We start from the raw sequence: 25,479 nt of genomic DNA, 5'->3' as shown, positions 1-25,479 counted from the left end.
CCCTGCGAGAGAGGTTCCCCCTTGCCCCCCACCACCACCAGCAAGCGCTCCGCGTCCCCCCTGGCCGGCCGTTCGTCGGAGCTCACGCGGCCCGTCGCCAAGAAGGCGGGGTGGACGGACCTCGACGTCCGTGCCGTCGACACCGTGCGCGTCCTCGCGGCCGACGCGGTGCAGAAGGCGGGCAACGGTCACCCGGGCACCGCGATGAGCCTCGCCCCGGTCGCCTACCTGCTCTACCAACAGGTCATGCGGCACGACCCCACGGACCCCGCGTGGCTGGGCCGGGACCGGTTCGTGCTCTCCTGCGGCCACTCGTCGCTCACCCAGTACATCCAGCTGTACCTCTCGGGCTACGGCCTCGAGCTCGGGGACCTCAAGTCGCTGCGCACCTGGGGCTCGCTCACCCCCGGACACCCCGAGGTCCACCACACCGCCGGGGTCGAGATCACGACCGGCCCGCTCGGGTCCGGGCTCGCGTCCGCGGTCGGCATGGCGATGGCCCAGCGCCGCCAGCGCGGGATGCTCGACCCCGACGCCAAGGCCGGCGAGAGCCCCTTCGACCACCACGTCTGGGTGCTGGCCTCCGACGGCGACCTCATGGAGGGCGTCGCCTCCGAGGCCTGCTCGCTCGCGGGGCACCAGGAGCTGGGCAACCTCACCGTCGTCTACGACGCCAACCAGATCTCCATCGAGGACGACACCGACATCTCGTTCAGCGAGGACGTCGGCAAGCGCTTCGAGGCCTACGGCTGGGAGGTCGTCGACATCGACTGGCGCCGCTCGGACGACCCGGCCGGCACCCCCGAGTACACCGAGGACGTCGACGCGCTGCTCGTCGCCCTCGAGAAGAGCCGCCGTCCGGGCAAGCGCCCCACCCTCGTCCGGCTCCGCACCGTCATCGCCTGGCCCGCGCCGCAGGCCCGCGGCACCGGCAAGTCGCACGGCTCGGCCCTCGGCAAGGACGAGGTCGCCGCCACCAAGGAGCTCCTCGGCTTCGACCCGGGCAAGACCTTCGAGGTCGACCGCGCGGTACTCAACCACTCCCGCGAGGTCAAGAAGCGCGGCAAGGCGGCCCACCGCGAGTGGGACAAGGGCTACAAGACGTGGCGCAAGGGCAACACCGAGCGCGCCGCGCTGCTCGACCGGCTCGTGGCCGGAGAGCTCCCGGAGGGTTTCGCTGCAGCGCTCCCGACCTTCGAGGCCGACGACAAGGGCATCGCTACCCGGGCCGCTTCCGGCAAGGTCCTCGGCGCCCTCGGGGAGGTCCTTCCCGAGCTCTGGGGCGGCTCGGCCGACCTCGCGGAGTCGAACAACACGACGATGGAGGGCGTCCAGTCCTTCATCCCCACGGGCAAGCAGACCGACGCGTGGAAGGGTGGTCCGTACGGCCGCACCCTCCACTTCGGCATCCGCGAGAACGGGATGGGCATGATCCTCAACGGGATCGCCCTCGAGGGCCTCACCCGCCCGTACGGCGGGACGTTCCTCGTCTTCTCCGACTACATGCGCCCCGCGGTGCGGCTCGCCGCCCTCCAGGAGCTGCCGGTGACGTTCGTGTGGACACACGACTCCATCGGCCTCGGTGAGGACGGTCCCACCCACCAGCCCATCGAGCACCTGGCGTCGCTGCGGGCCATCCCCCAGCTCGACGTCGTGCGCCCGGCGGACGCCAACGAGACGGCCGAGGTCTGGGCCGAGGTACTGCGCCGTCGCCGGACCGCGGGCCTGGCGCTGTCGCGCCAGCCGCTGCGCATCGTCGACCGCTCCACGCACGCCAAGGCGAGCGGGGCCCGCAAGGGCGCCTACGTCCTGGTCGACGGCGGCCCGAACGGGGACGAGGCCCCCGAGGTCGTCCTCGTCGCCACCGGCTCCGAGGTGGCGATCGCGCTGGCCGCCCGCGAGCGGCTCGAGAAGGCGAGGATCCCCACCCGCGTGGTCTCGATGCCGTGCCGGGAATGGTTCGAGGAGCAGTCGCGCTCCTACCAGAGCAAGGTCCTGCCCCCAGAGGTCAAGGCCCGCGTCAGCGTGGAGGCGGGTGTGTCCATGGGATGGCACGACCTCGTGGGCGACTCCGGACGCTGCGTCAGCATCGAGCACTTCGGGGCCTCCGCCGACCAGGCGACGCTCTACCGCGAGTTCGGGTTCACGCCGGAGGCCGTGGTCAAGGCGGCCAAGGACTCGCTCAAGGCGGCGCGCGCGGCCCACGGGGTCCCCGCCGTCAACGACACCTCTCCGCGGGCCAAGCGGTCGCGCGCCGCAGGTGACACGGTGACGCCGAGCCAGAAGGCCTCGGCGGGGAAGTGAGGAGCACCATGACAGCACCCCAGCCCATCCAGGACCTGGCCGCCGAGGGCGTCTCGGTCTGGCTCGACGACCTCTCCCGCGAGCGGATCAGCTCCGGGAACCTCCAGCAGCTCATCGACGAGCGCGGCGTCGTCGGCGTCACGACCAACCCGTCGATCTTCCAGGCTGCGCTGTCCGAGGGCGACGCGTACGACGACCAGGTCGACGAGCTGGCCGCGGCGGGCAAGAGCGTCGACGAGTCCGTGTTCGCGCTCACGACCAAGGACGTCCACGACGCCTGCGAGATCATGAAGCCGGTGTTCGAGCGCACCGACGGCGAGGACGGGCGGGTCTCGATCGAGGTCGACCCCCGCGCCGCCCACGACACCGCCCGCACGGTCGAGGAGGCCAAGGCGCTGGCCGCCGCGGTCGACCAGCCGAACGTGTTCGTCAAGATCCCGGCCACCGTCGAAGGGCTGCCCGCCATCTCGCAGGTTCTCGCCGAGGGCATCTCGGTCAACGTGACGCTCATCTTCTCGCTCGACCGGTACCGGGCCGTCATGAACGCGTTCCTCACCGGGCTGGAGCAGGCCCGCGAGCACGGCAAGGACCTCTCCCTCATCCGGTCCGTCGCGTCGTTCTTCGTCTCGCGTGTCGACTCCGAGGTCGACGAGCGGCTCGACGCCATCGGCACCGACGAGGCCGCTGCCGTCCGTGGCCGGGCGGGCATCGCCAACGCCCGGCTGGCCTACCAGGCCTACGAGGAGGTCTTCGCCACGCCCCGCTGGGCGTCCCTGGAGGCCGCAGGAGCCCACCGACAGCGACCGCTGTGGGCCTCCACCGGCGTGAAGGACCCGGACTACCCCGACACGATGTACGTCACCGAGCTCGTCGCGCCGGGCACCGTCAACACGATGCCCGAGAAGACGCTGGAGGCCACGGCCGACCACGCCCAGGTCACCGGCGACACGGTGACCAGCGGCTACGACGAGGCCACCGAGGTCCTCGACACCCTCGAGCGGCTCGGGATCTCGTACTCCGAGGTCGTCGACCAGCTCGAGCGGGAGGGAGTCGAGAAGTTCGAGAAGTCCTGGGAGGAGCTCCTACAGGGCGTCACGCGCGAGCTCGAGAAGGCCACCGCGTGAGCACACTCGACGTCTCCGCGACAGGGGCGGCGGCCGACGCGGTCGCCGCCCACGTCCCGGTCCTCGTGTCCGACGGGGTCGCGGGGCGCCTGTTCGCGCAGGACCACACGCTCTGGGGGGAGGCCGCCGAGGACGAGGCCGCCGAACGGCTCTCCTGGACGGGGCTGCCGAGGTCCTCCCGACCGCTCCTCGGTGAGGTCGCGGCCCTCAAGGCGGCCCTCGAGGACGTCGGCTACGACCGCGTCGTCCTGTGTGGGATGGGCGGCTCGTCGCTGGCTCCGGAGGTCATCTGTGCGACCGCCGGGGTCCCCATCGTCGTCCTCGACTCGTCCGACCCCGACGTCGTGCGCGGAGCCCTCACCGACCTCGAGCGCACCGTCGTCGTCGTGTCGAGCAAGTCCGGGTCCACCGTCGAGACCGACAGCCAGCGCCGTGCGTTCGTCCACGCCTTCGAGGAGGCGGGCCTGGACCCCACGACCCGCCTCGTGGTCGTCACGGACCCAGGCTCACCGCTCGACGAGCAGGCCCGCGCCGACGGCTACCGGGTCGTCAACGCCGACCCCGCCGTGGGCGGGCGCTACTCGGCGCTCACCGCCTTCGGGCTCGTCCCGAGCGGGCTCGCCGGCGCCGACGTCGAGGGCCTGCTCGACGACGCCGAGGCGGTCGCGGACCTCCTCGCCGCCGACGACGAGGCCAACCCCGCGCTGCGGCTCGGCGCCGCCATGGCCGGCACCTCACCGCTGCGCGACAAGCTCGTGCTCGTCGACGCCGGGACCGAGAACGTCGGCTTCCCCGCATGGGCCGAGCAGCTCATCGCCGAGTCGACCGGCAAGGAGGGCACCGGCATCCTGCCGGTCGTGGCCGTCGGCAGCGAGCCCACATCGATGTACGCCGACGGCACGGTCGCCCGGCTCCTCGCGAGCGACGCCGACGACGAGCCCGCGTCCGGCGCCCCGTCCGTCGTCACCGTCGCCGGGCCGCTCGGCGCCCAGCTCCTCCTCTGGGAGGCCGCCACCGCCGTGGCCGGCCGGCTCCTCGGGATCAACCCGTTCGACCAGCCCGACGTCGAGAGCGCCAAGGCCGCCGCTCGCGACCTCCTCGGCCAGGGGATGGACGACGCCGACGCTCCGGTGTTCACCGACGGGGCGGTGGAGGTCCGCGCGCTCGGCGGTGACTGGCTCGGTGGCACGCACACGCTGGCGACCGCCCTCGACGACCTCCTCGCGCAGCTCGACGGCCAGCACGGGTACGTGGCCGTCATGGCCTACCTCGACCGCGAGGGCGACGCCGACCTCGAGAACGTCGCCCGGGACCTCTTCGACCGCACCGGCCGGCCGGTGACCTTCGGATGGGGGCCGCGCTTCCTGCACTCCACCGGGCAGTACCACAAGGGCGGTCCTGCCACCGGCGTGTACGTGCAGGTCACGGCGACTCCAGCGGAGGACCTCGCCGTCCCCGGCCGGGACTTCACCTTCGGCCAGTTCATCGCGGCCCAGGCCGGTGGCGACGCTGCCGTCCTCGCCGAGCACGGCCGGCCCGTGCTGCGCCTCCACCTCACCGACCACGACGCCGGACTGGCCCAGGTCCGCGACCTGCTGGGCCAGGGCGGCGCATGAGCCCCACACGCGTCACGGCCCGGTCCAACCCGCTGCGTGACCCACGCGACAAGCGGCTCCCCCGCATCGCAGGGCCGTGCTCGATGGTGATGTTCGGCGTGACCGGCGACCTCGCCCGCAAGAAGCTCATGCCGGCCATCTACGACCTCGCGAACCGAGGCCTCCTGCCGCCGGGCTTCTCGCTCGTCGGGTTCGCGCGCCGTGACTGGGAGGACCAGGACTTCGGCAAGATCGTCTACGAGGCGGTCAGGCAGTACGCCCGGACGCCGTTCCGCGAGGAGGTCTGGCGCAGCCTCGCCGAGGGGATCCGCTTCGTCCCCGGGGCGTTCGACGACGACGCCGCCTTCGACCTCCTCGCCGAGACGGTGGCAGAGCTCGACGAGCAGCGCGGCACCGGCGGGAACCACGCGTTCTACCTCTCCATCCCGCCCGGCTCGTTCGCCACCGTGTGCGAGCAGCTCGAGCGGTCCGGGCTGTCCGCCCCGCAGCAGGGCGCGTGGCGCCGGGTCGTCATCGAGAAGCCGTTCGGGCACGACCTGGAGTCCGCGCGCGAGCTGAACGCCGTCGTCGAGGGCGTCTTCCCGGCCGACTGTGTCTTCCGCATCGACCACTACCTCGGCAAGGAGACCGTCCAGAACCTCCTCGCCGTGCGGTTCGCCAACACGATGTTCGAGCCGGTGTGGAACAACCGCTACGTCGACCACGTGCAGATCACGATGGCCGAGGACATCGGCATCGGCGGCCGGGCCGGCTACTACGACGGCATCGGCGCAGCCCGCGACGTCATCCAGAACCACCTCCTCCAGCTCCTCGCGCTCACGGCGATGGAGGAGCCGGTCTCCTTCGACGCGCACAACGTCCGCCTGGAGAAGGAGAAGGTCCTCTCGGCCGTCACCCTCCCCGATGACCTCGCCACTGGCACCGCGCGGGGTCAGTACGCCGCCGGGTGGCAGGGCGGTGACAAGGTCGTCGGCTACCTCCAGGAGGACGGGGTCGCCGCGGGGTCGCGCACCGAGACCTACGCGGCCGTCCGGCTCGGCGTCGACAGCCGTCGATGGGCCGGGGTCCCGTTCTACCTGCGCACCGGGAAGCGCCTGGGCAAGCGGGTCACCGAGATCGCCGTCGTGTTCACCCGGGCCCCGCACCTGCCGTTCAACGACACCGCCACCGAGGAGCTCGGCCAGAACGCCGTCGTGATCCGCGTCCAGCCCGACGAGGGCGTGACGCTGAGGTTCGGCGCGAAGGTACCCGGCGCCCAGATGGAGGTCCGGGACGTCAGCATGGACTTCGGCTACGGCCGCTCGTTCACCGAGTCCTCCCCCGAGGCCTACGAGCGGCTCATCCTCGACGTCCTCCTCGGAGAGCCGCCGCTCTTCCCCCGGCACGAGGAGGTCGAGCAGTCCTGGCGGATCCTCGACCCCGTCGAGCGCTACTGGAGCCGCAAGGGCGCCACGCCGGACCAGTACGCGGCGGGCACGTGGGGACCGGCATCGGCCGACGACCTCATGCACCGCGACGGACGCGAGTGGAGGCTGCCGTGACGACCACCCCACCACGTTCTCCCACGCGGACCGTGGGGCACGGCTCCGATCCGTGGAGGGGGCCCCGGTGATCGTCGACCTACCCAACACGACCACCGCAGCGGTCTCCAAGCGGCTCGTCCAGCTGCGGGCCGACACCGGGGCGATGGCACTCTCCCGCGTCCTCACCCTCGTGGTCGTCGTCACCGACGACGCGGCCGAGGACGCCATCGAGGTCGCCAACGACGCCAGCAGGCAGCATCCGTGCCGGATCATCGTCGTCGTCACGGGCAACCGACGCGGTGCGGCACGCCTCGACGGCCAGATCCGGGTCGGTGGGGACGCCGGCGCGTCCGAGATCGTCGTGCTCCGCCTCTACGGGCCGCTCGCAACGCACGGCAAGTCCGTGGCCACGCCGTTGCTCCTCGCGGACTCTCCCATCGTCGTGTGGTGGCCCAAGGACGCCCCCAAGGCCCCCTCGGCCGACCCCATCGGCGCGATGGGCCAACGGCGGATCACCGACTCCGCACGCACCGAGGGAGCACCACGCACGGTCCTCAAGCGTCTGGCCACCGCGTACAGCCCCGGCGACACCGACCTCGCGTGGTCCAGGGTCACGCACTGGCGCGCCCTGCTGGCTGCCGCGCTCGACCAGCCGCCGTACGAGCCCGTCACCGAGGCGGTCGTGGTGGCCGCCCCGGACTCGCCGTCCGGCCATCTGCTCGCCGGGTGGCTGGCGGCCAGGCTCCGCTGCCCGACGTCGATCGCCCGGTCCCGCGCCGGCACCGGAGTCATCTCGGTCCGCCTCGCACGGGCCAGCGGGACGGTCGACCTCGTCCGTCCCGAGGACGGCAACACCTCGGTCCTCAGCCAGCCCGGTCAGCCCGAGCGAACCCTCGCCCTGCCCCATCGCAGCGATGCCGAGTGCCTCGCGGACGAGCTGCGACGCCTGGACCCCGACGAGGTCTACGCGGAGTCCTTGGCCACGGGCCTCGCCACCGTGTCCGCGACGAGCCGGACGGCGAGCGAGGCCGTCCGGGCCGGCCTGGCCCCCTCGCCGGCGGAGGCCCTGGCGACCACCACCCGTCTCCGGCGCAGCGCGCGTGCGCTCGGCAGCAGTGCGGTGGTCGACAAGATGCCCATGCCCTCCGAGGCGGCGTCGTCGGAGTCGGTCAAGGAGGCGGCCGCCGCGCGGCTCGCCGAGGTCAAGGAGCGCCGGTCGTGAGCCACCCGTCCCCCACCGTCGTCGTCCACCCGACGAGGCAGTCCCTGGCGGACGCCGCGGCCGCGCGGCTCGCGGTCGCCCTCCTCGACGCCGTCGAGGCGCGCGGCGTCGCGCACGTCTCGATGACCGGCGGCTCGATGGGCTCGGAGATCATCCGGTCCCTGGCCGCCGAGCCGGCGCGCGGGGCGGTCGACTGGAGTGCGGTCCACGTGTGGTGGGGCGACGAGCGCTACCTGCCCGCGGGAGACGCCGACCGCAACGACACCCAGAACGACGACGCCGGCCTCGCGGGGCTCGGTCTCGATCCCGACCACGTCCACCGGGTCCCCGGCCCGGACGCCTCCTCCTCGGCCGAGGAGGCCGCACAGGCCTATGCCGACGCCCTCCACGAGCACGGCGGGGACGCCTTCGACGTCATGGTTCTCGGGGTCGGCCCCGACGGTCACGTCGCCTCGCTGTTCCCGCACCACCCGGCAGCGGCCACGACCGGAGCCGCCACCGTCGCCGTCCACGACTCCCCCAAGCCACCGCCGGACCGCGTGTCGCTCACCCGCGAGCGCCTCGAACGCTCCCGTGAGGTGTGGTTCCTCGTCTCCGGCTCGGACAAGGCCGACGCCGTCCGCCGCGGCGTGGAGGGCTCGCCGTTCGCGAAGACCCCGGCCGCACACGTGCAGGGCCGGGACCGGACGCTGTGGCTCGTCGACGCCGACGCGGCCACAGACCTGGGCTGACGATGGGACTCCTCGACCGCTGGCGCCGCCGCACCCCCAACCCGGCCACGGGGCCGGCCGGGTTCGCCGACCTCGAGCCCGTGGAGGACATCGTCTCGCGCCCCCTGACGGCCGACGAGGAAGCCCGTCTCGAGGCCTACCGCGTCCGGTACCCGTCCCACGAGATCGTGCCCACCGAGCTGTCGACCATCTCCGCCGCCTGGGAGGCCGCCGTCGGCCGCGACGACGAGGCCGAGGCCTCCGAGGTCGTCACGGTCGTCGCGACCGCCATCGGGGACCATCTCGTCGGCTGTGGGTACCGCTGGGTCATGAGCACGGACCCCTTCGGGACCGACCTCGCCGTCGAGCCGCCGCGGCGCGGCGTCCCCGTCGTGCTGCGGACCCTCGTGGCCGTGCGCTGGATGCAGCGCGAGCGAGGGTGGGTCGAGGGCGTCGTCGGGCACCTCGCGCGGTCCGCCCGCCGCTGACGGCGCGACGGGCGCAGGACGCACGACGACCCCGGCACGGGGCCGGGGTCGGGGAGCTGTGCAGGTGCGGAGACCTCACTGGATGAGGCCGCGCCCCCGCAGCGTCTCGAGCGCCTCGTCGAGGATGGCAGCACCGTCCTCGTCCGAGCGGCGCTCCTTCACGTACGCCAGATGGGTCTTGTAGGGCTCCACCTTCGGCGGTGCCGGAGGGGCGTCCTTGTCCTGGCCGGCGGGGAAGCCACAGCGCGGGCAGTCCCACTGCTCGGGGATGACGAGGCCCTCCTCCTCGGCGAAGCTCGGCCGCGTCTCGTGACCGTTCGAGCACCAGAAGGAGACGAAACGACGAGGGGCGGCCTCCCCGCGCTCGGCCTCGCCCATGGGCCCGGCACCGACGCGCGAGCCCCGGATCGCGTTGCCACCAGTCATCGTCGTACCCCTCTCAGGCGAAACGCTCGAGGACCCCGAGGCCGACGATCGTCGTGAACCAGACGAGCGCCACCCCCACCGTGATCCGGTCGAGGTTGCGCTCGGCCACGGACGAGCCGCCGAGGGAGCTGGACATCCCCCCACCGAACATGTCCGACAGGCCACCGCCCTTGCCCTTGTGCAGCAGGATGAGCAAGGTGATGAAGAGCCCCGACAGGACCAGCAGGACCTGGAGGCCGATACGAACCGCGTCCACGGGTGGATCCTTCGAGTGGGGGTCGGGGACAACCGGACAAGGATAACCACAGCCGGCCCGGGGCGCCGCGACGACAGGGGGTGGTCTCGGCGCCCCGGGACGTCAGCCGGTGGTCAGGTGGTCCCGGTAGCGGCAGATGGCCGCGAACTCCGGGGCCTCGAGCGACGCCCCGCCCACGAGGGCGCCGTCGACGTCCTCCTGGGCCATGATCGCCGCGACGTTGCCCGACTTCACCGAGCCGCCGTAGAGGATCCGGATGCCGTCGGCGACGTCGCCGCTGTAGAGCTCGGCGAGCTTGGTGCGGATGGCCGCGCAGACCTCCTGGGCGTCCTCCGGCGTCGCGACCTCACCGGTGCCGATGGCCCAGACGGGTTCGTACGCGACGACGACGCTCTTCGCCTGGTCGGCGGTGACGCCGTCCAGCCCGGCCTCGACCTGGGCGAGCACATGTTCGACGTGCGTGCCGGCCTGGCGGACCTCGAGACCCTCCCCGACGCAGAAGATGGGCGTCAGCCCGTGCGTGTACGCGGCCTTGAGCTTGAGGTTGACGACGTCGTCACCCTCGGCGTGGTACTCGCGCCGCTCGCTGTGCCCGACGACGACGTACGTGCAGCCGAGCTTGGCGAGAAAGGCTCCGCTGACCTCACCCGTGTACGCCCCGGAGGCGTGCACGGAGAGGTCCTGCGCGCCGTGCCTGAGCTCGAGGCGGTCACCGTCGATGAGCGTCTGGACGCTGCGGATGTCGGTGAACGGCGGCAGGACGGCGACCTCGACGGCGCTGTGGTCGTGCTTGCCGTCGCGCAGGGTCCAGTCGAGCTTCTGGACGAGATGGGTGGCCTGGAGGTGGTCCAGGTTCATCTTCCAGTTGCCCGCCATGAGAGGGGTGCGGCCCGAGGCCATGGGTCAGTTCTCCTTCGTGAGGATGGCGATGCCGGGCAGCTCCTTGCCCTCGAGGTACTCGAGGGAGGCACCGCCGCCGGTGGAGATGTGGCCGAACTGCGCGTCGTCGAAGCCGAGCTGACGGACGGCGGCGGCCGAGTCACCACCACCGACGACGGTGAGCGCGCCGCCGGCCGTGGCCTCGACGAGGGCCTGGGCGACCGCCCGGGTCCCTGCCGCGAAGGGCGCCATCTCGAACGCACCCATCGGGCCGTTCCAGAAGACCGTGCGGGCGTCGGCGAGCTTCTCGGCGTACAACCGGGCGGACTCGGGGCCGATGTCCAGGCCCATCGCGTCCGCGGGCATCGCGTCGGCGCGCACCGTGTCGATCTCGGTGTCGGCGCTGAACTCCTTGCCGACGACGACGTCGACGGGCAGGACGATCTCGACGCCCTCGCGCTCGGCCCGCTCCAGGTAGCCCTTGCAGGCCTCGACGCTGTCGGCGTCGAACAGGCTCGTGCCGATCTCGTGGCCCTGGGCCGCGAGGAAGGTGAAGAGCATCCCGCCGCCGATGAGCAGCCGGTCCGCGGTGCCCATGAGGTTGTCGATGACCGCGAGCTTGTCGGCCACCTTGGCGCCACCGAGGACGACGGCGTAGGGGCGCTCCGGTTCCTCGGTGAGACGCTCGAGGACCTCGACCTCGGCGCGGACGAGACCGCCCATCGCGGACGGCAGGCGCGTCGCGATGTCGTAGACCGAGGCCTGCTCGCGGTGGACGACCCCGAAACCGTCGGACACGTACGCGTCGGCGAGCCGGGCGAGGGCGTCGGCGAAGCGGGCGCGGTCCGCCGCGGTCCTGCCGGTCTCCCCGGCGTTGAACCGCAGGTTCTCGAGGAGGACGACGTCACCGTCGGACATCTCCTCGACCGCGACCTGCGCGTACGGGCCGACGGTGTCCTCGGCGAAGGTCACCGGCCGGCCGAGCAGCTCGGAGAGGCGGTCGGCGACGGGCCGCAGGGAGTACCTCTCCTCCGGCTCGCCCTTGGGCCGGCCGAGGTGGGCGCACACGATGACGTGGGCGCCCGCCTCGGCGAGCTGCGAGATGGTCGGGACCGACGCCCGGACGCGACCGTCGTCGGTGATCGTCGTGCCGTCCAGGGGCACGTTGAGGTCGGACCGGACGAGGACGCGCATACCGCGCACGTCGCCCAGCGAGGCGATGTCTGTCATGTGGTGTCGGTCCCCGGTGCTCAGAGGCTCTCGCCGACGAGCGTCGTGATGTCGACGAGCCGGTTCGAGTAGCCCCACTCGTTGTCGTACCAGCCGACGACCTTGACCTGGTTGCCGATGACCTTGGTCAGCCCCGAGTCGAAGATGCACGACGCCGGGTTGGTGACGATGTCGGCGGAGACGATGGGGTCCTCGGTGTACTGCAGGTACCCGGAGAGCGGGCCCTCGGCCGCCGCCTTGACGATGGCGTTGACCTCCTCGACGGAGGTCTCGCGGCCTGCCTCGAAGGTGAGGTCGGTGGCCGAGCCCGTGGGGGTCGGGACGCGCAGCGCGTAGCCGTCGAGCTTGCCCTTGAGGTCCGGCAGGACCAGGCCGATCGCCTTCGCGGCACCGGTGCTCGTCGGGATGATGGACAGCGCGGCCGCGCGGGCCCGGCGCATGTCCTTGTGCGGGCCGTCGAGGAGGTTCTGGTCCTGGGTGTAGGCGTGCACCGTGGTCATCAGGCCCTTGACGATGCCGAGCTCGTCGTGCAGTGCCTTCGCCATCGGAGCGAGGCAGTTCGTCGTGCACGAGGCGTTCGAGATGACGTGGTGGTTCGCCGCGTCGTACTCGCCGTCGTTGACCCCCATGACGAAGGTGGCGTCCTCGTTCTTCGCGGGCGCCGAGATGATGACCTTCTTCGCACCGCCGTCGCGGTGCGCCTTGGCCTTCTCGCCGTCGGTGAAGATGCCGGTGGACTCGATGACGACGTCGGCGCCGACCGAGCCCCAGGGGATGTCGGCGGGGTTGCGCTCGGCGAAGACCTTGATGGTCCTGCCTCCCACCGTGATGGAGTCCTCGGTCGCGGACACGTCGTCGGCGAGGACACCGAGCACCGAGTCGTACTTGAGCAGGTGGGCGATGGACGTGTTGTCCATGAGGTCGTTGGCGGCGACGATCTCGATGTCGGCGCCGGACGCCTGCACCGCGCGGAAGAAGTTGCGCCCGATGCGGCCGAAGCCGTTGATGCCTACGCGAACGGTCACTGTGCAATACCTCTCGGTGGGGGGAAGATGCCCCGCGCGCCCTTGCGCGGATACGTGGTCCACCTCACACCCTAGACCCCGGCCCGAGAGGCCGACCAACCGTCCGGACTACGGTCCGGTCACCCCGTCCGAGCACCCCCTCATGGGTGGCTCAGGGCCCGCTCAGCCCTCGAGCATCTCCGGGGTGAGGAACGCCTCGGTGTCCGGGATGCCCTCGTCCTGGGCCTTCTTGTCGGCCATCGCGAGCAGCCGCCGGATGCGCCCGGCGACGGCGTCCTTGGTCATCGGCGGGTCGGCGAGCTGGCCGAGCTCCTCGAGCGAGGCCTGCTTGTGCGTGAGCCGGAGCTGCCCGGCCTCGCGCAGGTGGTCCGGCACGTCGTCGGCGAGGATCTCCAGCGCCCGCTCGACCCGCGCCCCGGCCGCCACAGCAGCCCGGGCGGAACGCCGCAGGTTGGCGTCGTCGAAGTTCGCCAGGCGGTTGGCCGTGGCGCGCACCTCGCGCCGGATGCGCCGCTCCTCCCAGGCCAGGACGGCGTCGTGCGCGCCGAGCCGGGTGAGCATGGCGCCGATGGCGTCGCCGTCGCGGATGACGACGCGGTCGACGCCCCGTACCTCACGGGCCTTGGACTGGATGCCGAGCCGCCGGGCCGCGCCGACGAGGGCAAGGGCCGCCTCGGGCCCCGGACAGGTGACCTCGAGCGCCGACGACCGGCCGGGCTCGGTGAGCGAGCCGTGGGCGAGGAACGCCCCGCGCCACGCGGCCTCGGCGTCGCAGACCGATCCGCTGACGACCTTCGCCGGCAGCCCGCGGACCGGGCGCCCACGACTGTCGATCAGACCGGTCTGACGCGCCAGCGCCTCGCCGTCCTGGACGACCCGCACGACGTAGCGCGTCCCCTTCCGCAGGCCGCCCGCCGCGAGGACGAGCACCTCGGGCGTGTGGCCGTAGACCTCGGCCAGCTCGCGCCGCAACCGCCGGGCAGCGCTGGCGGTGTCGAGCTCGGCCTCGACGACGATGCGCCCCCCGATGATGTGCAGCCCCCCGGCGAACCGCAGCATGGCGGCCACCTCGGCCTTGCGGCAACAAGGCTTGGTCACGACGTGCCGACTCAGCTCGTCCTTCACCTTCGCCGTCATCGCCATGCCCGCCATCCTGCCACGGGGTCAGGGCGTGGGCCGCGGGCTGTACATGATGTCCCGGAGGGCCGCGGCGTAGCGCAGCGAGTCGTGCTGGCCGGGGTGCTCACGCCCCGCGACGGGCACGACGTGGAGCTCCGCGCCGAGCCCGGCCGCCGTCTCGCGCAGCCCCGGCTCGTCGTCGATGACGGCCGGGTCGGCGAGCACGGCGTCGAGGTGCAGACCCGGCGCCATCCCGGCGAAGACCTCGAGGTGCCGGGCCGCGCTGTAACCCGCGGTCTCCCCCGTCCCGGGGTCGAGGTTGAGGACGAGCAGGCGCCGGGCCCGGGTCACCTGCATCGCCTCGAGGACCTCGGGGACGAGGAGGTGGGTCATCACCGAGGTGAACCACGACCCGGGGCCGAGCACGACCCAGTCCGCCGCACGGATGGCCGCCACGGACTCGGGGTAGGCCGGCGGGTCTGCCGGGACGAGCCGCACCTCCTCCACCGTCCCGGGGGTGACCGCCACGTGGGACTGACCGCTGACGAGCCGCCGCGCGGTGGGGTCCGCCGGGTCCAGCCCCGAGACGTCCGCCTCGATCGCGAGCGGGACGGCGGCCGCCGGCAGCACCCGGCCCTGCGCCTGGAGCAGCCGGCCGACGAGGTCGAGCCCGGCGACGGGGTCGTCGTGGAGCTCCCAGAGGGCCACGATGAGCAGGTTGCCGAGCGCATGGCCGCCGAGCGGGCCGTCACCCTCGAACCGGTGCTGGAGGACGTCCCGCCACGTGTGGCCCCACTCGCTGTCGTCGCACAGAGCCGCCAGGGCCATCCGTAGGTCACCGGGGGGAAGGACGCCGAACTCGTCGCGGAGACGACCGCTCGAGCCGCCGTCGTCGGCCACGGTCACGACCGCCGTGACCTCGTCGGTGACGAAGCGCAGCGCGGTGAGCGTGGCCGAGAGGCCGTGCCCGCCCCCGAGCGCCGTGACGACCGGGCCGCTCACTCGCGCCCCAGGTCCCGGTGGACGACGAACGTCGCGACGTCGTCGTCGCCGAGCCGCTCGACGAGCGCCTGCGCCACCGCCACCGACCGGTGCTTCCCTCCGGTGCAGCCGACGGCCACGGTGGCGTAGCTGCGTCCCTCCCGGCGGTACCCGGCGGTCACCGGGTCCATGACGGCGACGACCCGGTCGACGAAGCTCGTGGCCCCCTCCTGGGACATGACGTACTCGGCCACCGGGCGGTCCACGCCGGTGAGGGTACGGAGCTCGGGGACCCAGAACGGGTTGGGGAGGAAGCGCATGTCGAAGACGAAGTCGGCGTCCAGCGGGACTCCGTACTTGAAGCCGAACGACATGACCGCGAGACGCAGGCTGGGGCCGCCCTGGACGCCCACGATGGGGGTCAGCTTGCGCCGCAGCTGGTGGACGTTGAGCCCCGAGGTGTCGATGACGACGTGCGCGTCGGCCCGGAGGTCTCCGAGGACCTCGCGCTCCTCGAGGATGCCGTCGAGCAGTCGGCCGTCCCTCTGGAGCGGGTGGGGACGGCGGACGGACTCGAAGCGCCGGACCAGCGACTCGTCCGTGGCGTCGAGGAACATCAGCTGCGGGCTCCACCCGAAGGCACGTACCGAGGCCAGGCCCTCCCGCAGGTGCGCCGTGAACGGACGGGCACGGACGTCGACGACCGCGGCGATGCGCAGGTCACCGGCGCCGGTGTCCCGTGCCTTCGAGGCCAGCTCGGCCATCGCGGGGATGAGCTGGGGTGGGAGGTTGTCGACGACGTACCAGCCGTGGTCCTCGAGCACGTTCGCGGCAGTCGAGCGCCCGGCCCCGCTCATCCCCGTCACGACGAGGAAGTCGGCGTGCTCGCGGTGCTCCGGCGCGGCTGTCTCAGACACTGGCTCTCCTCACTCGCCCAGGACCTCGCCGGTGGCGGGGTCGACCGCCGGGGTGGCCGGCTCGGCCGTCCCCAACTCTGCCGCAACCGTGGCGGCGAGCGCAGGCCCTATGCCCGGGACGGCCGCGATCTCCTCGGGTGTCGCCGACCGGACCCGCTTCACCGAGCCGAAGTGCTTGAGCAGCGCCGTGCGCCGCTTCTCCCCCAGCCCCGGGACGGCGTCGAGGGCACTCTGCGTCATCGCCTTCGAGCGTCGCTGCCGGTGGAAGGCGATGGCGAACCGGTGCGCCTCGTCCCGCAGCCGTTGCAGCAGGTAGAGCCCCTCGCTCGTGCGGGGCAGCACGACGGGGTGCTCCTCCCCCGGCACCCAGACCTCCTCCAGCCGCTTCGCCAGACCCACGACGGCGACGTCCACGGCCCCGGCCTCCTCGAGGGCACGGGCCGCGGCGTTGACCTGCGGCAGACCCCCGTCCACGACGACGAGGTTCGGCCGGTACGCGAACCGGGCCGGGCGCTCACGACCCTCCGCGGTCTCCTGCTCGCGCTCCTCGGCCTCCTTGCGGCCCCGCCGGAAGCGCCGCGTCAGGACCTCGTGCATCGCGGCCGTGTCGTCGGTGGCGCCGGTCTCGTCCCCGCGCACGACGAACCGCCGGTACTCCGACTTGCGGGGCAGGCCGTCCTCGAACACGACCATCGACCCCACCACCTGCGTGCCCTGGACGTGGCTGATGTCGAAGCACTCGACGCGCAGGGGTGCCTCGTCGAGGTCGAGGACCTCCTGGAGCTGCTGCAGCGCCTGGCTGCGGGTCGTGAGGTCGCCCGCCCGGGTGACCTTGTGGCGCGCGAGGCTCTGCGTCGCGTTGCGTCCCACGGTCTCCATGAGGGTGCGCTTGTCGCCACGCTGCGGGACCCGGAGGTCGACGCGGCTGCCCCGGATGCCCGCGAGCCAGGCGGCGAGGGTGTCGGGGTCGTCGGGGAGGACGGGCACGAGCACCTCGCGGGGCACACCGTCGCTCGACTCTCCGCCGTACACCTGCTGGAGGAGGTGCTCGACCACCTCGGGAGTCGACTCGGCGTCCCGCTCGGCCACCCAGCCGCGCTGGCCCCGGACCCGGCCGCCGCGCACGTGGAAGAGCTGGACGGCCACCTCGAGCTCGTCCTCGGCGAGGCCGAAGACGTCGGCGTCGGTGGCGTCGGGGAGGACGACCGCGGACTTCTCGAGGACCCGCTCGAGGGCTCCGACGTCGTCGCGCAGCCGGGCGGCCCGCTCGAAGTCGAGCTCGCCGGCGGCGTCCTTCATCTCCCGTGTCATCCGGGAGAGGAAGCGCCCGGAGTTGCCGGCCATGAAGTCGCAGAAGTCCTCGGCGATCTCTCGGTGGTGGGCGGCGTCGACCCGGCCGACGCAGGGGGCGCTGCACTTGTCGATGTACCCGAGGAGGCAGGGGCGTCCGACCTGCCCGGCACGCTTGAACACGCCCGTGGAGCACGTCCGCATGGGGAACACCCGCATGGCGAGGTCGAGCGTCTCGCGGATGGCCCAGGCGTGCGCGTACGGACCGAAGTACCGGGTGCCCTTGCGCTTCGCGCCGCGCATGACCATCGCCCGCGGGTACTCCTCGCCCATGGTCACGGCGAGGTACGGGTAGGACTTGTCGTCGCGGTACCTGACGTTGAAGCGTGGGTCGAACTCCTTGATCCACGCGTACTCCAGCTGGAGCGCCTCGACCTCCGTCGACACGACGGTCCACTCGACGCTCGCGCCGGTACGCACCATCGTCGCGGTGCGGTGGTGCAGTGCCCCGATGTCCTGGAAGTACGACGAGAGCCGGGACCGCAGGCTCTTGGCCTTGCCGACGTAGATGACGCGCCCGTCCGCGTCCCGGAACCGGTACACGCCCGGTTCGGTGGGGATCTCGCCCGGTTTCGGGCGGTACGTCGACGGGTCGGCCATGTCATCGACCCTAATCCGCCCCACCGACCCCACCGACCTCCGCATTTCGGGGTGACCCCGAAATGTCATCGAGACACGACATCCGAGGTCGTGTCTCGATGACGAGCGCGTGTCTCGATCGCTCAGACCGCCGGGACGAGCCGCTCGCCGACGGCCATCGCCCGCCGGACCTCGGCCAGTACGCGGGCCGGATGCGCGAGGTCCGCCCATGTCACTCGGACCACGACCCACCCGAGCGCCCGCAGCCGGTCCTCCCGGCGCTTCTCCGCCACGAGGGCGTCGACGCCACCGTTCGAGTACTTGACGACCCCGTCGAACTCCACCAGCACCCGGGCCCCGGCGACCCGGAAGTCCGCGCGTCCCACCAGCTCTCCTGTCGCGTCCCGGACGTCGTACTGCGGCTCCAGCTCGATGCCGCCGGCACGGAGGAGGACTCGGAGGCGACTCTCACCGGGGCTCTCGGCCTTCGCGTCCGCGAGGCGCAGCATGGCCAGCGCCTGCTGCACCCGACGATGCCCGGCCCGCTGCGCCACCTCCTGCTCGAGGTCCGCCTCGCACACGAGCCCCCGGTGCAGCGCCGCGTCAGCGGTCACCACGCCGGCGATGCTGCCGTGGTCGAGCGCGACCCCGACGACGGCGACCGCCGGCAGGGTCGCGGGACCGGCCGTGGTCGCGACGACGTCCGCGACCGGGTCGAGGTCGCGGATGACCGCTCCGCTGCGGCGCACCTGACGGTCCACCGGCCGATGGAGCAGGCCCGTCCCGAGGGGGACACCCCAGGTCGGGAGGCCGAAGGCGACCGCCGCCGAGCGACCCGCCAGGACCGCGTCCGGGTACTCGACGAGCAGCGCCCGGCACAGCTCCACGTGGCGGGCCTCGGGCAGGTCAGGTCGGGAACCTGTCGCGTACAGGCCGCGGGCGAGCCGCCGCAGCCCGCCGTCGCGGACGCCATGGGCCAGCACGTCGCGGGACACCCCGAGCGACATCGCTTCCGCCGTGGTGAAGACGCCGTCGTGCAGCTGGCCCAGCACGGAGATCGCATCCATACCGACGACCATGCCCGGTCGCGCCCGGCAGACCCCAGGACCGCGCACCGGCCTGTGGACGGAGCCCGGACCGCGTATCCCTGTGGACAGACCCGGCTCGACGGAGGGCAGCCGACCCCGAGACCCCGGTTCGTCCGCCGGACATGACTTCGGAACCGGTGTCTCGTGGACATTTCGGGGTGACCCCGAAATGTCGAGGTGGACAGAGCGGCTCAGGTGACGGTCAGGCCGTCGCCGTCCACCGTCACGGACTTCTCCGGAAGAGGCTTGTCGGCCGGCCCGGTGAGGACCTCGCCGGTCGACGCGTCGAAGGTGCTGCCGTGGCAGGGGCACCTGATCGTGTTCTCCTCCACCGAGTCGACCTGGCACCCCTGGTGGGTGCACACCGACGAGAACGCCTTGTACTCACCCTCGGTCGGCTGGGTGACGACGGTCTCGAGCGACTCGACGACCACGCCCCCGCCCACGGGGACGTCCGCGGCCTTGATGGCGTCCGCCGCCCCCGAGGCGGCGGACGACGCGGCCGAGGACGCGGAGCCGGCGGCGGACTCGACGGCCTCCTCGGCCTCGCTGCCGCACGCGGCGAGCGTGCCTGCGCCGAGTGCGCCGACGCCGACGGCGCCCGCCGCTCGGAACGTCTGACGCCGGCTGAGGCCGGAGCGGTCGGGGGCGGGGGTGGTGCCGTGCTCGCTGATCATCGGGCTGGTCCTTCCGTCCGTTGCCATGGTGGGACCAGTATCCCGGTGGTTCCCGTGAGCCGCCTGTGGACCTCCGGACACCGTCCCGGGGTCCCACCCGGCCACGGTCCGGCCGGGTCCCGTCCGGCACTACGCCCCGCACCGCGTGTGTCGGCCAGGTAACAAATGCGCACCGACCTGGGGTCGGTGCTGACCAGGGAGCACTCGGATGGTTACAGTCCTCCTGCTCGCTCTCCTCGCGGGCCCGAGCCATCGTGCTCACCAACCAGTAACCAACCAGGAGGAAACGTGCCTCAGCGTTCCGTGGTCGCCGTTGGCGCCTCGCTCCTCGTGGCCTCCCTCGCGCTCGCCGGCTGCGGCACGCGGGGCGGCGACGACGACGGCGAGACCGGCGGCGGTTCCAGCGACAACAAGGTCGCCAAGATCGGCGTCATCTCGCCCCTGTCGCAGGACCTCGCGGCCCTCGGCCTCGGCATCAAGAACTCCGTCGACCTCGCGATCAAGCAGGCCAACGAGTCCAACGCCATCCCCGGCTGGACCCTCGAGCTCGAGGCCGGCGACGACCAGGCCTCCCCCGACGTCGGCAAGAACGCCGCCACCAACCTCGCCTCGGACGCCGAGGTCGTCGCGGTGGTCGGCACCCTGAACTCCTCGGTCGCCCAGACCGTGCAGCCCGTGCTGGCCAGCGCGAACATCACGATGGTCTCCCCGGCGAACACCAACCCGGCGCTCACCCAGGGTGCGGACTTCGCGACGGCTCCCGAGCGGGCGTACCCGAACTACTTCCGCACCTGCACGACCGACTCGATCCAGGGCCCGTTCGCGGCGCGCTACGTCTTCGAGAAGGCCGGCATCAAGGAGATCGCGACGGTCCACGACAAGAAGACCTACGGCCAGGGCCTGGTCGACGCCTTCACGCAGGAGTACACCAAGCTCGGTGGCAAGGTCGTCGCGGCCGAGACCATCAACCCGGACGACGACAAGTACGACGCCGTCATCAGCAAGATCAAGCCGAGCAAGCCCGGCCTGGTCTACTACGGCGGTGAGTTCCCGCAGGCCGCGCCGTTCTCGCAGCAGATGAAGGCGGCCGGGCTCAACGTCCCGCTCATGGGTGGCGACGGCATCTTCTCCGGTGAGTACCTCAAGCTCGCCGGCGACAACGCCTCGGGCGACCTCTCCACCTCGGTGGGCGCTCCGATCGACTCGCTCGACTCCGCCAAGGACTTCGTCGCGGCGTACGAGGAGGCCGGGTACAAGGAGAGCTACGACGCCTACGGCGCCTACGCCTACGACGCGGCCAACGCCATCATCGAGGCCCTCAAGACGTCCCTCGCGGACGCCGAGACCGCCGAGGACGCCCGCCAGGCGACCGTCGAGGCCATGTCCGGTGTCTCGTTCGACGGCATCACCGGCGCCGTCGCGTTCGACGAGTACGGCGACACGACCTCCAAGGTCCTCACCGTCAACGAGGTCGACGGCGAGGAGTGGAAGCCGGTCAACACCGAGGAGTTCAACTGAGCCGCCCCGTGCGGCACCTGCTCTGACGTGATGTGACACCGACGGCGGGGGTGGTGGACATGCCACCCCCGCCGTCGACATCCGGGCCCGGGTAGCGGGCCCGGTACCGCGTCCCGGCCGCTTCCTGTAGCACCGCTGCGCTGCCCCCGCCAGTCCGGGAGCACCGCGGTGCTCCCCCGCCAGTCTCGCTGACCGCGCCCTAGGAGGTCGTCGGTGGAATTCGCCCAGCAGCTCGTGAACGGGCTGACCCTGGGATCGCTGTACGCCCTGATCGCGGTGGGCTACACCGTGGTCTACGGCATCATCCAGCTGATCAACTTCGCCCACGGCGAGATCTTCATGATCGGGGCCTTCGGCGCCCTCTCGACGTGGCTGCTGTTCTTCGACGGCCAGACCTCGATCTGGGTGCTCCCGGTGATGATCGTCGGCGCCGTCGCCTGCTCGGTGCTCGTCGCGGTCCTCATGGAGCGCATCGCCTACCGGCCGCTGCGGAAGGCTCCCCGGCTCGCACCGCTCATCACCGCCATCGGCATCTCGGTGTTCCTCCAGGAGCTCGTCCGGATCGGCTACAACGACCCGACGCTGTTCCTCAGCGACTGGAACCCCTTCGGCTTCCCGAGCGCCGCGCAGAAGGTTCCCTTCCCGCAGATCGACCACATCTCGAACGAGTTCTGGAACGTCGGGGGGGTGATCATCCAGCGGTCCACCGTCTTCACGATCGGGGCCCTCCTCATCTGCGCCGCCGGGCTCTTCTACTTCGTCTCGCGCACCAAGACCGGCCGCGCGATGCAGGCCGTCTCGCAGGACCCGGACACCGCCCGCCTCATGGGCATCAACGTGGACCGGATCATCGTCGTCGCCTTCGTCATCGGCGCCACGCTCGCCGCGATCGCCGGCGTGGCCCAGGGCCTGCAGGTCACGAACATCAACTTCAAGATGGGCTTCCTCGCCGGGCTCAAGGCCTTCACCGCCGCCGTGCTCGGCGGCATCGGCAACGTCTGGGGGGCCGTCCTCGGCGGTCTCACCCTCGGGCTCGTGGAGGCCATGGCCGTCGGGTTCATCCCGGGCACCTTCGGCGGCAGCCCCTGGAAGGATGTCTGGGCGTTCGCCATCCTCATCATCGTCCTTGTCTTCCGGCCCCAGGGCCTCCTCGGCGCCAAGGTGGTGGACCGCGCATGAGCACCTCGACCCTCAGCGAGCGGAGGGACGACGTACTCCACGCCCTCCGCGAGAAGTACGGTCCCCTGGCGCCCTTCCTGGCGATCGCTGGCGGCGCCGTCCTCGTTGTCAGCGGCCTCCTCTCGTGGTCCCACATCGACCGCGTGCTGCAGAACATCAGCGTGCGCTTCTGGCCCGCGGGTATCCAGATCTACGCGATGGTGCTCGGCGTCGTCGCCCTCGTGCTCGGCGTCCTGCTCCTGCGCAAGACCCCGTGGCTCGACCCGGGACGCGGCCTCCGCGCCACCGGTACCGCCGCCGTGGTCTTCGTCGCGATGGCGCTGCTCGCCATCGGGGTGACCACCGATGGGCTGATCAACGCCAACGAGGGCGGCTGGGTCGCCCTCGTCGGCGCGGTCCTCGTCGTGGCCGCCGGTTACCTCACCGCCCCGGTCGACCTCGACGTGCACGCCTGGCCGCGTCTGTCCAGCACTCTCGAGATCGTCATCATCGTCGTCGCCCTCGCTGCGCTGCTGTTCCTCACGGCGTACACCCTCGACATGGACGACTCGTGGACCTTCTTCCTCCTGATCCTCACCATCCTCGGCGTCGTGGTGGCGCTGCTCACCGCCGGCTTCGGTGAGTACATCGGCTTCATCGGGCAGAACAACCGTCGTCCCCTCGTGCTCGCGGCCTTCCTCGTGGCGTTCCTCTTCCCGTTCACCCAGGGCGGGTCGAGCGCGAACATGTCGATCGCCGTGCAGATCCTCATCTTCGCGGCCACGGCGCTGGGCCTGAACATCGTCGTGGGCCTCGCCGGCCTCCTCGACCTCGGCTACATCGCCTTCCTCGGCACCGGCGCGTACGTCGGCGCCATGCTCTCCAACTCGGCGTTCGCGACGGTCGGCTGGAAGCCGCCGTTCTTCGTCGTCATGCTCTGCGGGATGGTCGTCGCCTCCATCTTCGGGCTGGTCATCGGCTCCCCGACGCTGCGCGTGTCCGGCGACTACCTGGCCATCGTGACCCTCGGTTTCGGCGAGATCTTCCGGCTGGCGATGTTCAACCTCGACGGCAACACCGGGCCGGACCTCACGAACGGCCCGAACGGCATCCCCGGCATCCCCGACCTGAACTTCTTCGGGTTCGACTTCGGGGAGACGCACACGCTGGCGGGCGTCCCACTCGGACGGTTCAGCAACTACTACTTCCTGCTGCTCCTGCTCATCGGCGTGGTCATCCTCGTGTTCGCGCGGCTCAACGACAGCCGCATCGGCCGCGGCTGGGTCGCGATCCGGGAGGACGAGCGCGCCGCGGAGGCGATGGGAGTCAACGTCTTCGGCCTCAAGCTGCTCGCCTTCGCCGTCGGTGCCTCGCTGGCAGGGCTGGCGGGGACCATCAAGGCCCACCAGGACACGTCGGTGACACCCGACCAGTACATCTTCCTCGAGTCCGCCTTCCTCCTCGCCGCCGTCGTGCTGGGCGGCATGGGCACAGTGGCCGGCGTCCTCGTGGGCGCAACGATCCTCAAGCTGCTCCCCGAGAAGCTGCGTGAGGTCAACGAGTACCGGCTCATGGCGTTCGGGTTGCTGCTCGTCCTCATGATGCGCTTCCGCCCCGAGGGCCTCGTCCCGAGCAAGCGGCGCCAGCTGGAGTTCCACGAGGAGGACGAGCATCTCGTCGACCTCGCCCAGACCGAGCACCTGGAGGAGGCCAAGTGACCGTCACCGAGACCGAGAACCAGGGCCACCACGTCGGCGACAAGGTCGTCCTCGAGGCGTCCGACGTCACCATGCGCTTCGGCGGTCTCACCGCCGTCGACACGGTGAGCATGCAGGTCCGCGAGGGCGAGATCGTCGGCCTCATCGGGCCCAACGGGGCCGGAAAGACCACCTTCTTCAACTGCCTCACCGGGCTGTACATCCCGACCGAGGGACGGGTCACGCTGAACGGCGCGCAGCTGCCACCCAAGCCGCTCAAGGTCGTCCGGGCCGGGATGGCGCGGACGTTCCAGAACATCCGGCTGTTCGCCAACATGACCGCACTCGAGAACGTCATGGTCGGCCGGTACTGCCGGACGTCCTCTATGGCGCTGACCTCGATCCTCCGCGGCCCGAAGTTCCGGCGCGAGGAGAAGGCCACCCGGGCCCGGGCCCAGGAGCTGCTCGAGTACGTCGGGCTGGGGAGGTCGACCGAGGTCCTGGCGCGCAACCTGCCGTACGGCGACCAGCGCCGCCTGGAGATCGCCCGGGCTCTGGCGACGGACCCCCAGCTGCTGCTCCTCGACGAGCCGACCGCGGGGATGAACCCGCGCGAGACCGAGGAGACCATGCAGCTGATCTTCAAGATCCGGGAGAGCGGGCTGGCCGTCGTCGTCATCGAGCACGACATGCGGTTCATCTTCACCCTGTGCGACCGCGTGCTCTGCCTCGTGCGCGGTTCGGTGCTCGTCGAGGGCACTCCGGCCGAGGTGCAGTCCGACCCACGGGTCATCGAGGCCTACATCGGCGGCGACGACACCGACGAGGACGAGGACGAGGAGGAGCACGCGTGAGCGCCATGCTGGAGGTCAAGGACCTCGTCGTCTCCTACGGAAAGATCAAGGCCGTCAAGGGGATCAGCTTCTCCGTGGAGCAGGGTGAGGTCGTCACCCTCATCGGGACCAACGGTGCCGGCAAGACGACGACGCTGCGGACGATCTCCGGTCTGCTCCGGCCCAGCTCCGGCTCGATCATGTTCGACGGACGGGACCTGACGAAGGTGCCGGCCCACGAGATCGTCCAGCTCGGGCTCGCCCACTCCCCCGAGGGCCGGCGGATCTTCCCCAAGATGACGGTCGAGGAGAACCTCATGCTCGGCGCTTTCGCGCGCCACGACAAGGGCATCCGGGACGACCTCGCGGCCGCCTTCGAGCTCTTCCCGATCCTGAAGGAGCGCCGCAGCCAGCCCGCTGGGACGTTCTCCGGTGGTGAGCAGCAGATGCTCGCCATGGGCCGGGCGATGATGAGCCGGCCCAAGATGCTCATGCTCGACGAGCCGTCGATGGGGCTCTCGCCGATCATGATGAAGCGGATCATGACGACCGTCACGACACTGCAGGAGCAGGGCACGACGATCCTGCTCGTGGAGCAGAACGCCCAGGCGGCGCTCAAGCGGGCGACGAAGGGCTACGTGCTCGAGGTCGGCTCGATCGTGCTCTCGGGCAGTGGTCGTGAGCTGCTCGACAGCGACGACGTCCGCAAGGCCTACCTCGGCGAGGACTGAGGCCGGGTCCCACGGTCTGCGTGGGCGC

At 71.6% G+C, this 25,479-nt stretch carries 23 protein-coding genes; 12 read left to right on the top strand and 11 right to left on the bottom strand.

Features of this window, described 5'->3' with window-relative positions; all coding sequences use genetic code 11:
* Positions 1-21 precede the first annotated feature (21 nt).
* The 7 genes from tkt to JQN72_RS06190 all read left to right on the top strand — a co-directional run bounded on the left by tkt (position 22) and on the right by JQN72_RS06190 (position 8,987).
* A complete protein-coding gene (gene tkt / locus JQN72_RS06220) occupies positions 22-2,304 on the top strand; it encodes a transketolase (RefSeq protein ID WP_204134285.1) in 2,283 nt (760 codons plus the stop codon).
* An 8-nt stretch (positions 2,305-2,312) separates the two neighbouring features.
* Positions 2,313-3,428 carry a transaldolase gene (tal, locus tag JQN72_RS06215; protein ID WP_204134284.1) on the top strand — a complete coding sequence of 372 codons (1,116 nt, stop codon included), beginning with the start codon at positions 2,313-2,315 and terminating at the stop codon, positions 3,426-3,428.
* Positions 3,425-5,044 (top strand): glucose-6-phosphate isomerase, encoded by a 1,620-nt coding sequence (locus tag JQN72_RS06210; protein WP_204134283.1) that lies wholly within the window; start codon positions 3,425-3,427, stop codon positions 5,042-5,044. The genes tal and JQN72_RS06210 overlap by 4 nt, the downstream gene beginning before the upstream one ends.
* A complete protein-coding gene (gene zwf, locus JQN72_RS06205) occupies positions 5,041-6,585 on the top strand; it encodes a glucose-6-phosphate dehydrogenase (protein ID WP_204134282.1) in 1,545 nt (514 codons plus the stop codon). Before JQN72_RS06210 ends, zwf begins: the two co-directional genes overlap by 4 nt.
* 67 nt (positions 6,586-6,652) lie before the next feature.
* Positions 6,653-7,789, top strand: coding sequence for a glucose-6-phosphate dehydrogenase assembly protein OpcA (locus JQN72_RS06200; protein ID WP_204134281.1), 1,137 nt, complete (start codon positions 6,653-6,655; stop codon positions 7,787-7,789).
* A complete protein-coding gene (gene pgl, locus JQN72_RS06195; protein WP_204134280.1) occupies positions 7,786-8,520 on the top strand; it encodes a 6-phosphogluconolactonase in 735 nt (244 codons plus the stop codon). Before JQN72_RS06200 ends, pgl begins: the two co-directional genes overlap by 4 nt.
* A 2-nt stretch (positions 8,521-8,522) precedes the next feature.
* Positions 8,523-8,987: a hypothetical protein gene (locus JQN72_RS06190; protein ID WP_204134279.1), complete on the top strand. Its 465-nt coding sequence runs from the start codon at positions 8,523-8,525 to the stop codon at positions 8,985-8,987.
* A gap of 75 nt (positions 8,988-9,062) precedes the next feature.
* Here the strand turns inward: JQN72_RS06190 and JQN72_RS06185 are convergent, their stop codons facing one another.
* From JQN72_RS06185 to JQN72_RS06135, 11 genes are all read right to left on the bottom strand, one after another.
* Positions 9,063-9,413 (bottom strand): RNA polymerase-binding protein RbpA, encoded by a 351-nt coding sequence (locus JQN72_RS06185; RefSeq protein WP_204134278.1) that lies wholly within the window; start codon positions 9,411-9,413, stop codon positions 9,063-9,065.
* A gap of 13 nt (positions 9,414-9,426) precedes the next feature.
* Positions 9,427-9,669, bottom strand: coding sequence for a preprotein translocase subunit SecG (gene secG / locus JQN72_RS06180; protein WP_204134277.1), 243 nt, complete (start codon positions 9,667-9,669; stop codon positions 9,427-9,429).
* 102 nt (positions 9,670-9,771) lie between these two features.
* The gene (gene tpiA, locus JQN72_RS06175; protein WP_204134276.1) at positions 9,772-10,569 is read right to left on the bottom strand and encodes a triose-phosphate isomerase; all 798 of its coding nucleotides are present in this window, start codon (positions 10,567-10,569) and stop codon (positions 9,772-9,774) included.
* A gap of 3 nt (positions 10,570-10,572) precedes the next feature.
* Positions 10,573-11,778: a phosphoglycerate kinase gene (pgk, locus tag JQN72_RS06170; RefSeq protein WP_204134275.1), complete on the bottom strand. Its 1,206-nt coding sequence runs from the start codon at positions 11,776-11,778 to the stop codon at positions 10,573-10,575.
* A gap of 20 nt (positions 11,779-11,798) precedes the next feature.
* Entirely contained in the window at positions 11,799-12,803 is a 1,005-nt protein-coding gene (gap, locus tag JQN72_RS06165; protein ID WP_204134274.1) for a type I glyceraldehyde-3-phosphate dehydrogenase, read from the bottom strand.
* Between the two features lie 162 nt (positions 12,804-12,965).
* Positions 12,966-13,946 (bottom strand): DNA-binding protein WhiA, encoded by a 981-nt coding sequence (whiA, locus tag JQN72_RS06160; protein ID WP_204134273.1) that lies wholly within the window; start codon positions 13,944-13,946, stop codon positions 12,966-12,968.
* 21 nt (positions 13,947-13,967) lie between these two features.
* The gene (gene yvcK, locus JQN72_RS06155; RefSeq protein WP_204134272.1) at positions 13,968-14,924 is read right to left on the bottom strand and encodes a uridine diphosphate-N-acetylglucosamine-binding protein YvcK; all 957 of its coding nucleotides are present in this window, start codon (positions 14,922-14,924) and stop codon (positions 13,968-13,970) included.
* Positions 14,921-15,820 (bottom strand): RNase adapter RapZ, encoded by a 900-nt coding sequence (gene rapZ / locus JQN72_RS06150; protein WP_374190876.1) that lies wholly within the window; start codon positions 15,818-15,820, stop codon positions 14,921-14,923. Before rapZ ends, yvcK begins: the two co-directional genes overlap by 4 nt.
* Positions 15,821-15,829: 9 nt before the next feature.
* Entirely contained in the window at positions 15,830-17,770 is a 1,941-nt protein-coding gene (gene uvrC / locus JQN72_RS06145; RefSeq protein WP_204134271.1) for an excinuclease ABC subunit UvrC, read from the bottom strand.
* A 122-nt stretch (positions 17,771-17,892) separates the two neighbouring features.
* Complete coding sequence (locus JQN72_RS06140) at positions 17,893-18,816, bottom strand: type IV toxin-antitoxin system AbiEi family antitoxin domain-containing protein (protein WP_204134270.1); 924 nt, start codon at positions 18,814-18,816, stop codon at positions 17,893-17,895.
* A gap of 212 nt (positions 18,817-19,028) precedes the next feature.
* On the bottom strand, positions 19,029-19,514 hold the full coding sequence (locus JQN72_RS06135; protein WP_204134269.1) for a Rieske (2Fe-2S) protein: 486 nt from the start codon (positions 19,512-19,514) through the stop codon (positions 19,029-19,031).
* Between the two features lie 288 nt (positions 19,515-19,802).
* On the opposite strand from JQN72_RS06135, the gene JQN72_RS06130 reads away from it, so the two are divergent.
* From JQN72_RS06130 to JQN72_RS06110, 5 genes are all read left to right on the top strand, one after another.
* On the top strand, positions 19,803-21,032 hold the full coding sequence (locus JQN72_RS06130; RefSeq protein ID WP_307812450.1) for a branched-chain amino acid ABC transporter substrate-binding protein: 1,230 nt from the start codon (positions 19,803-19,805) through the stop codon (positions 21,030-21,032).
* A 213-nt stretch (positions 21,033-21,245) separates the two neighbouring features.
* Complete coding sequence (locus JQN72_RS06125) at positions 21,246-22,211, top strand: branched-chain amino acid ABC transporter permease (RefSeq protein ID WP_204134267.1); 966 nt, start codon at positions 21,246-21,248, stop codon at positions 22,209-22,211.
* A complete protein-coding gene (locus tag JQN72_RS06120) occupies positions 22,208-23,908 on the top strand; it encodes a branched-chain amino acid ABC transporter permease (protein WP_204134266.1) in 1,701 nt (566 codons plus the stop codon). The genes JQN72_RS06125 and JQN72_RS06120 overlap by 4 nt, the downstream gene beginning before the upstream one ends.
* Positions 23,905-24,741 (top strand): ABC transporter ATP-binding protein, encoded by an 837-nt coding sequence (locus tag JQN72_RS06115; RefSeq protein ID WP_307812449.1) that lies wholly within the window; start codon positions 23,905-23,907, stop codon positions 24,739-24,741. The genes JQN72_RS06120 and JQN72_RS06115 overlap by 4 nt, the downstream gene beginning before the upstream one ends.
* Positions 24,738-25,451, top strand: a complete 714-nt coding sequence (locus tag JQN72_RS06110) for an ABC transporter ATP-binding protein (protein ID WP_204134265.1) — start codon at positions 24,738-24,740, stop codon at positions 25,449-25,451. The genes JQN72_RS06115 and JQN72_RS06110 overlap by 4 nt, the downstream gene beginning before the upstream one ends.
* Positions 25,452-25,479: the final 28 nt, after the last annotated feature.

Origin of the sequence: Phycicoccus sp. CSK15P-2 (genome assembly GCF_016888005.1) — a bacterium.
Classification (GTDB): Bacteria; Actinomycetota; Actinomycetes; order Actinomycetales; family Dermatophilaceae; genus Phycicoccus.
This window is presented reverse-complemented; position numbering and strand designations above follow the sequence as displayed.

Coding starts and splice junctions, on each gene's coding strand:
- JQN72_RS06185 (WP_204134278.1), bottom strand. CDS start 9,413: ATGACTGGTGGCAACGCGATCCGGGGCTCGCGCGTCGGTGCCGGGCCC.
- whiA (WP_204134273.1), bottom strand. CDS start 13,946: ATGGCGATGACGGCGAAGGTGAAGGACGAGCTGAGTCGGCACGTCGTG.
- tpiA (WP_204134276.1), bottom strand. CDS start 10,569: ATGGCCTCGGGCCGCACCCCTCTCATGGCGGGCAACTGGAAGATGAAC.
- uvrC (WP_204134271.1), bottom strand. CDS start 17,770: ATGGCCGACCCGTCGACGTACCGCCCGAAACCGGGCGAGATCCCCACC.
- JQN72_RS06190 (WP_204134279.1), top strand. CDS start 8,523: ATGGGACTCCTCGACCGCTGGCGCCGCCGCACCCCCAACCCGGCCACG.
- JQN72_RS06120 (WP_204134266.1), top strand. CDS start 22,208: ATGAGCACCTCGACCCTCAGCGAGCGGAGGGACGACGTACTCCACGCC.
- JQN72_RS06135 (WP_204134269.1), bottom strand. CDS start 19,514: ATGATCAGCGAGCACGGCACCACCCCCGCCCCCGACCGCTCCGGCCTC.
- JQN72_RS06140 (WP_204134270.1), bottom strand. CDS start 18,816: ATGGATGCGATCTCCGTGCTGGGCCAGCTGCACGACGGCGTCTTCACC.
- pgk (WP_204134275.1), bottom strand. CDS start 11,778: ATGACAGACATCGCCTCGCTGGGCGACGTGCGCGGTATGCGCGTCCTC.
- tal (WP_204134284.1), top strand. CDS start 2,313: ATGACAGCACCCCAGCCCATCCAGGACCTGGCCGCCGAGGGCGTCTCG.
- zwf (WP_204134282.1), top strand. CDS start 5,041: ATGAGCCCCACACGCGTCACGGCCCGGTCCAACCCGCTGCGTGACCCA.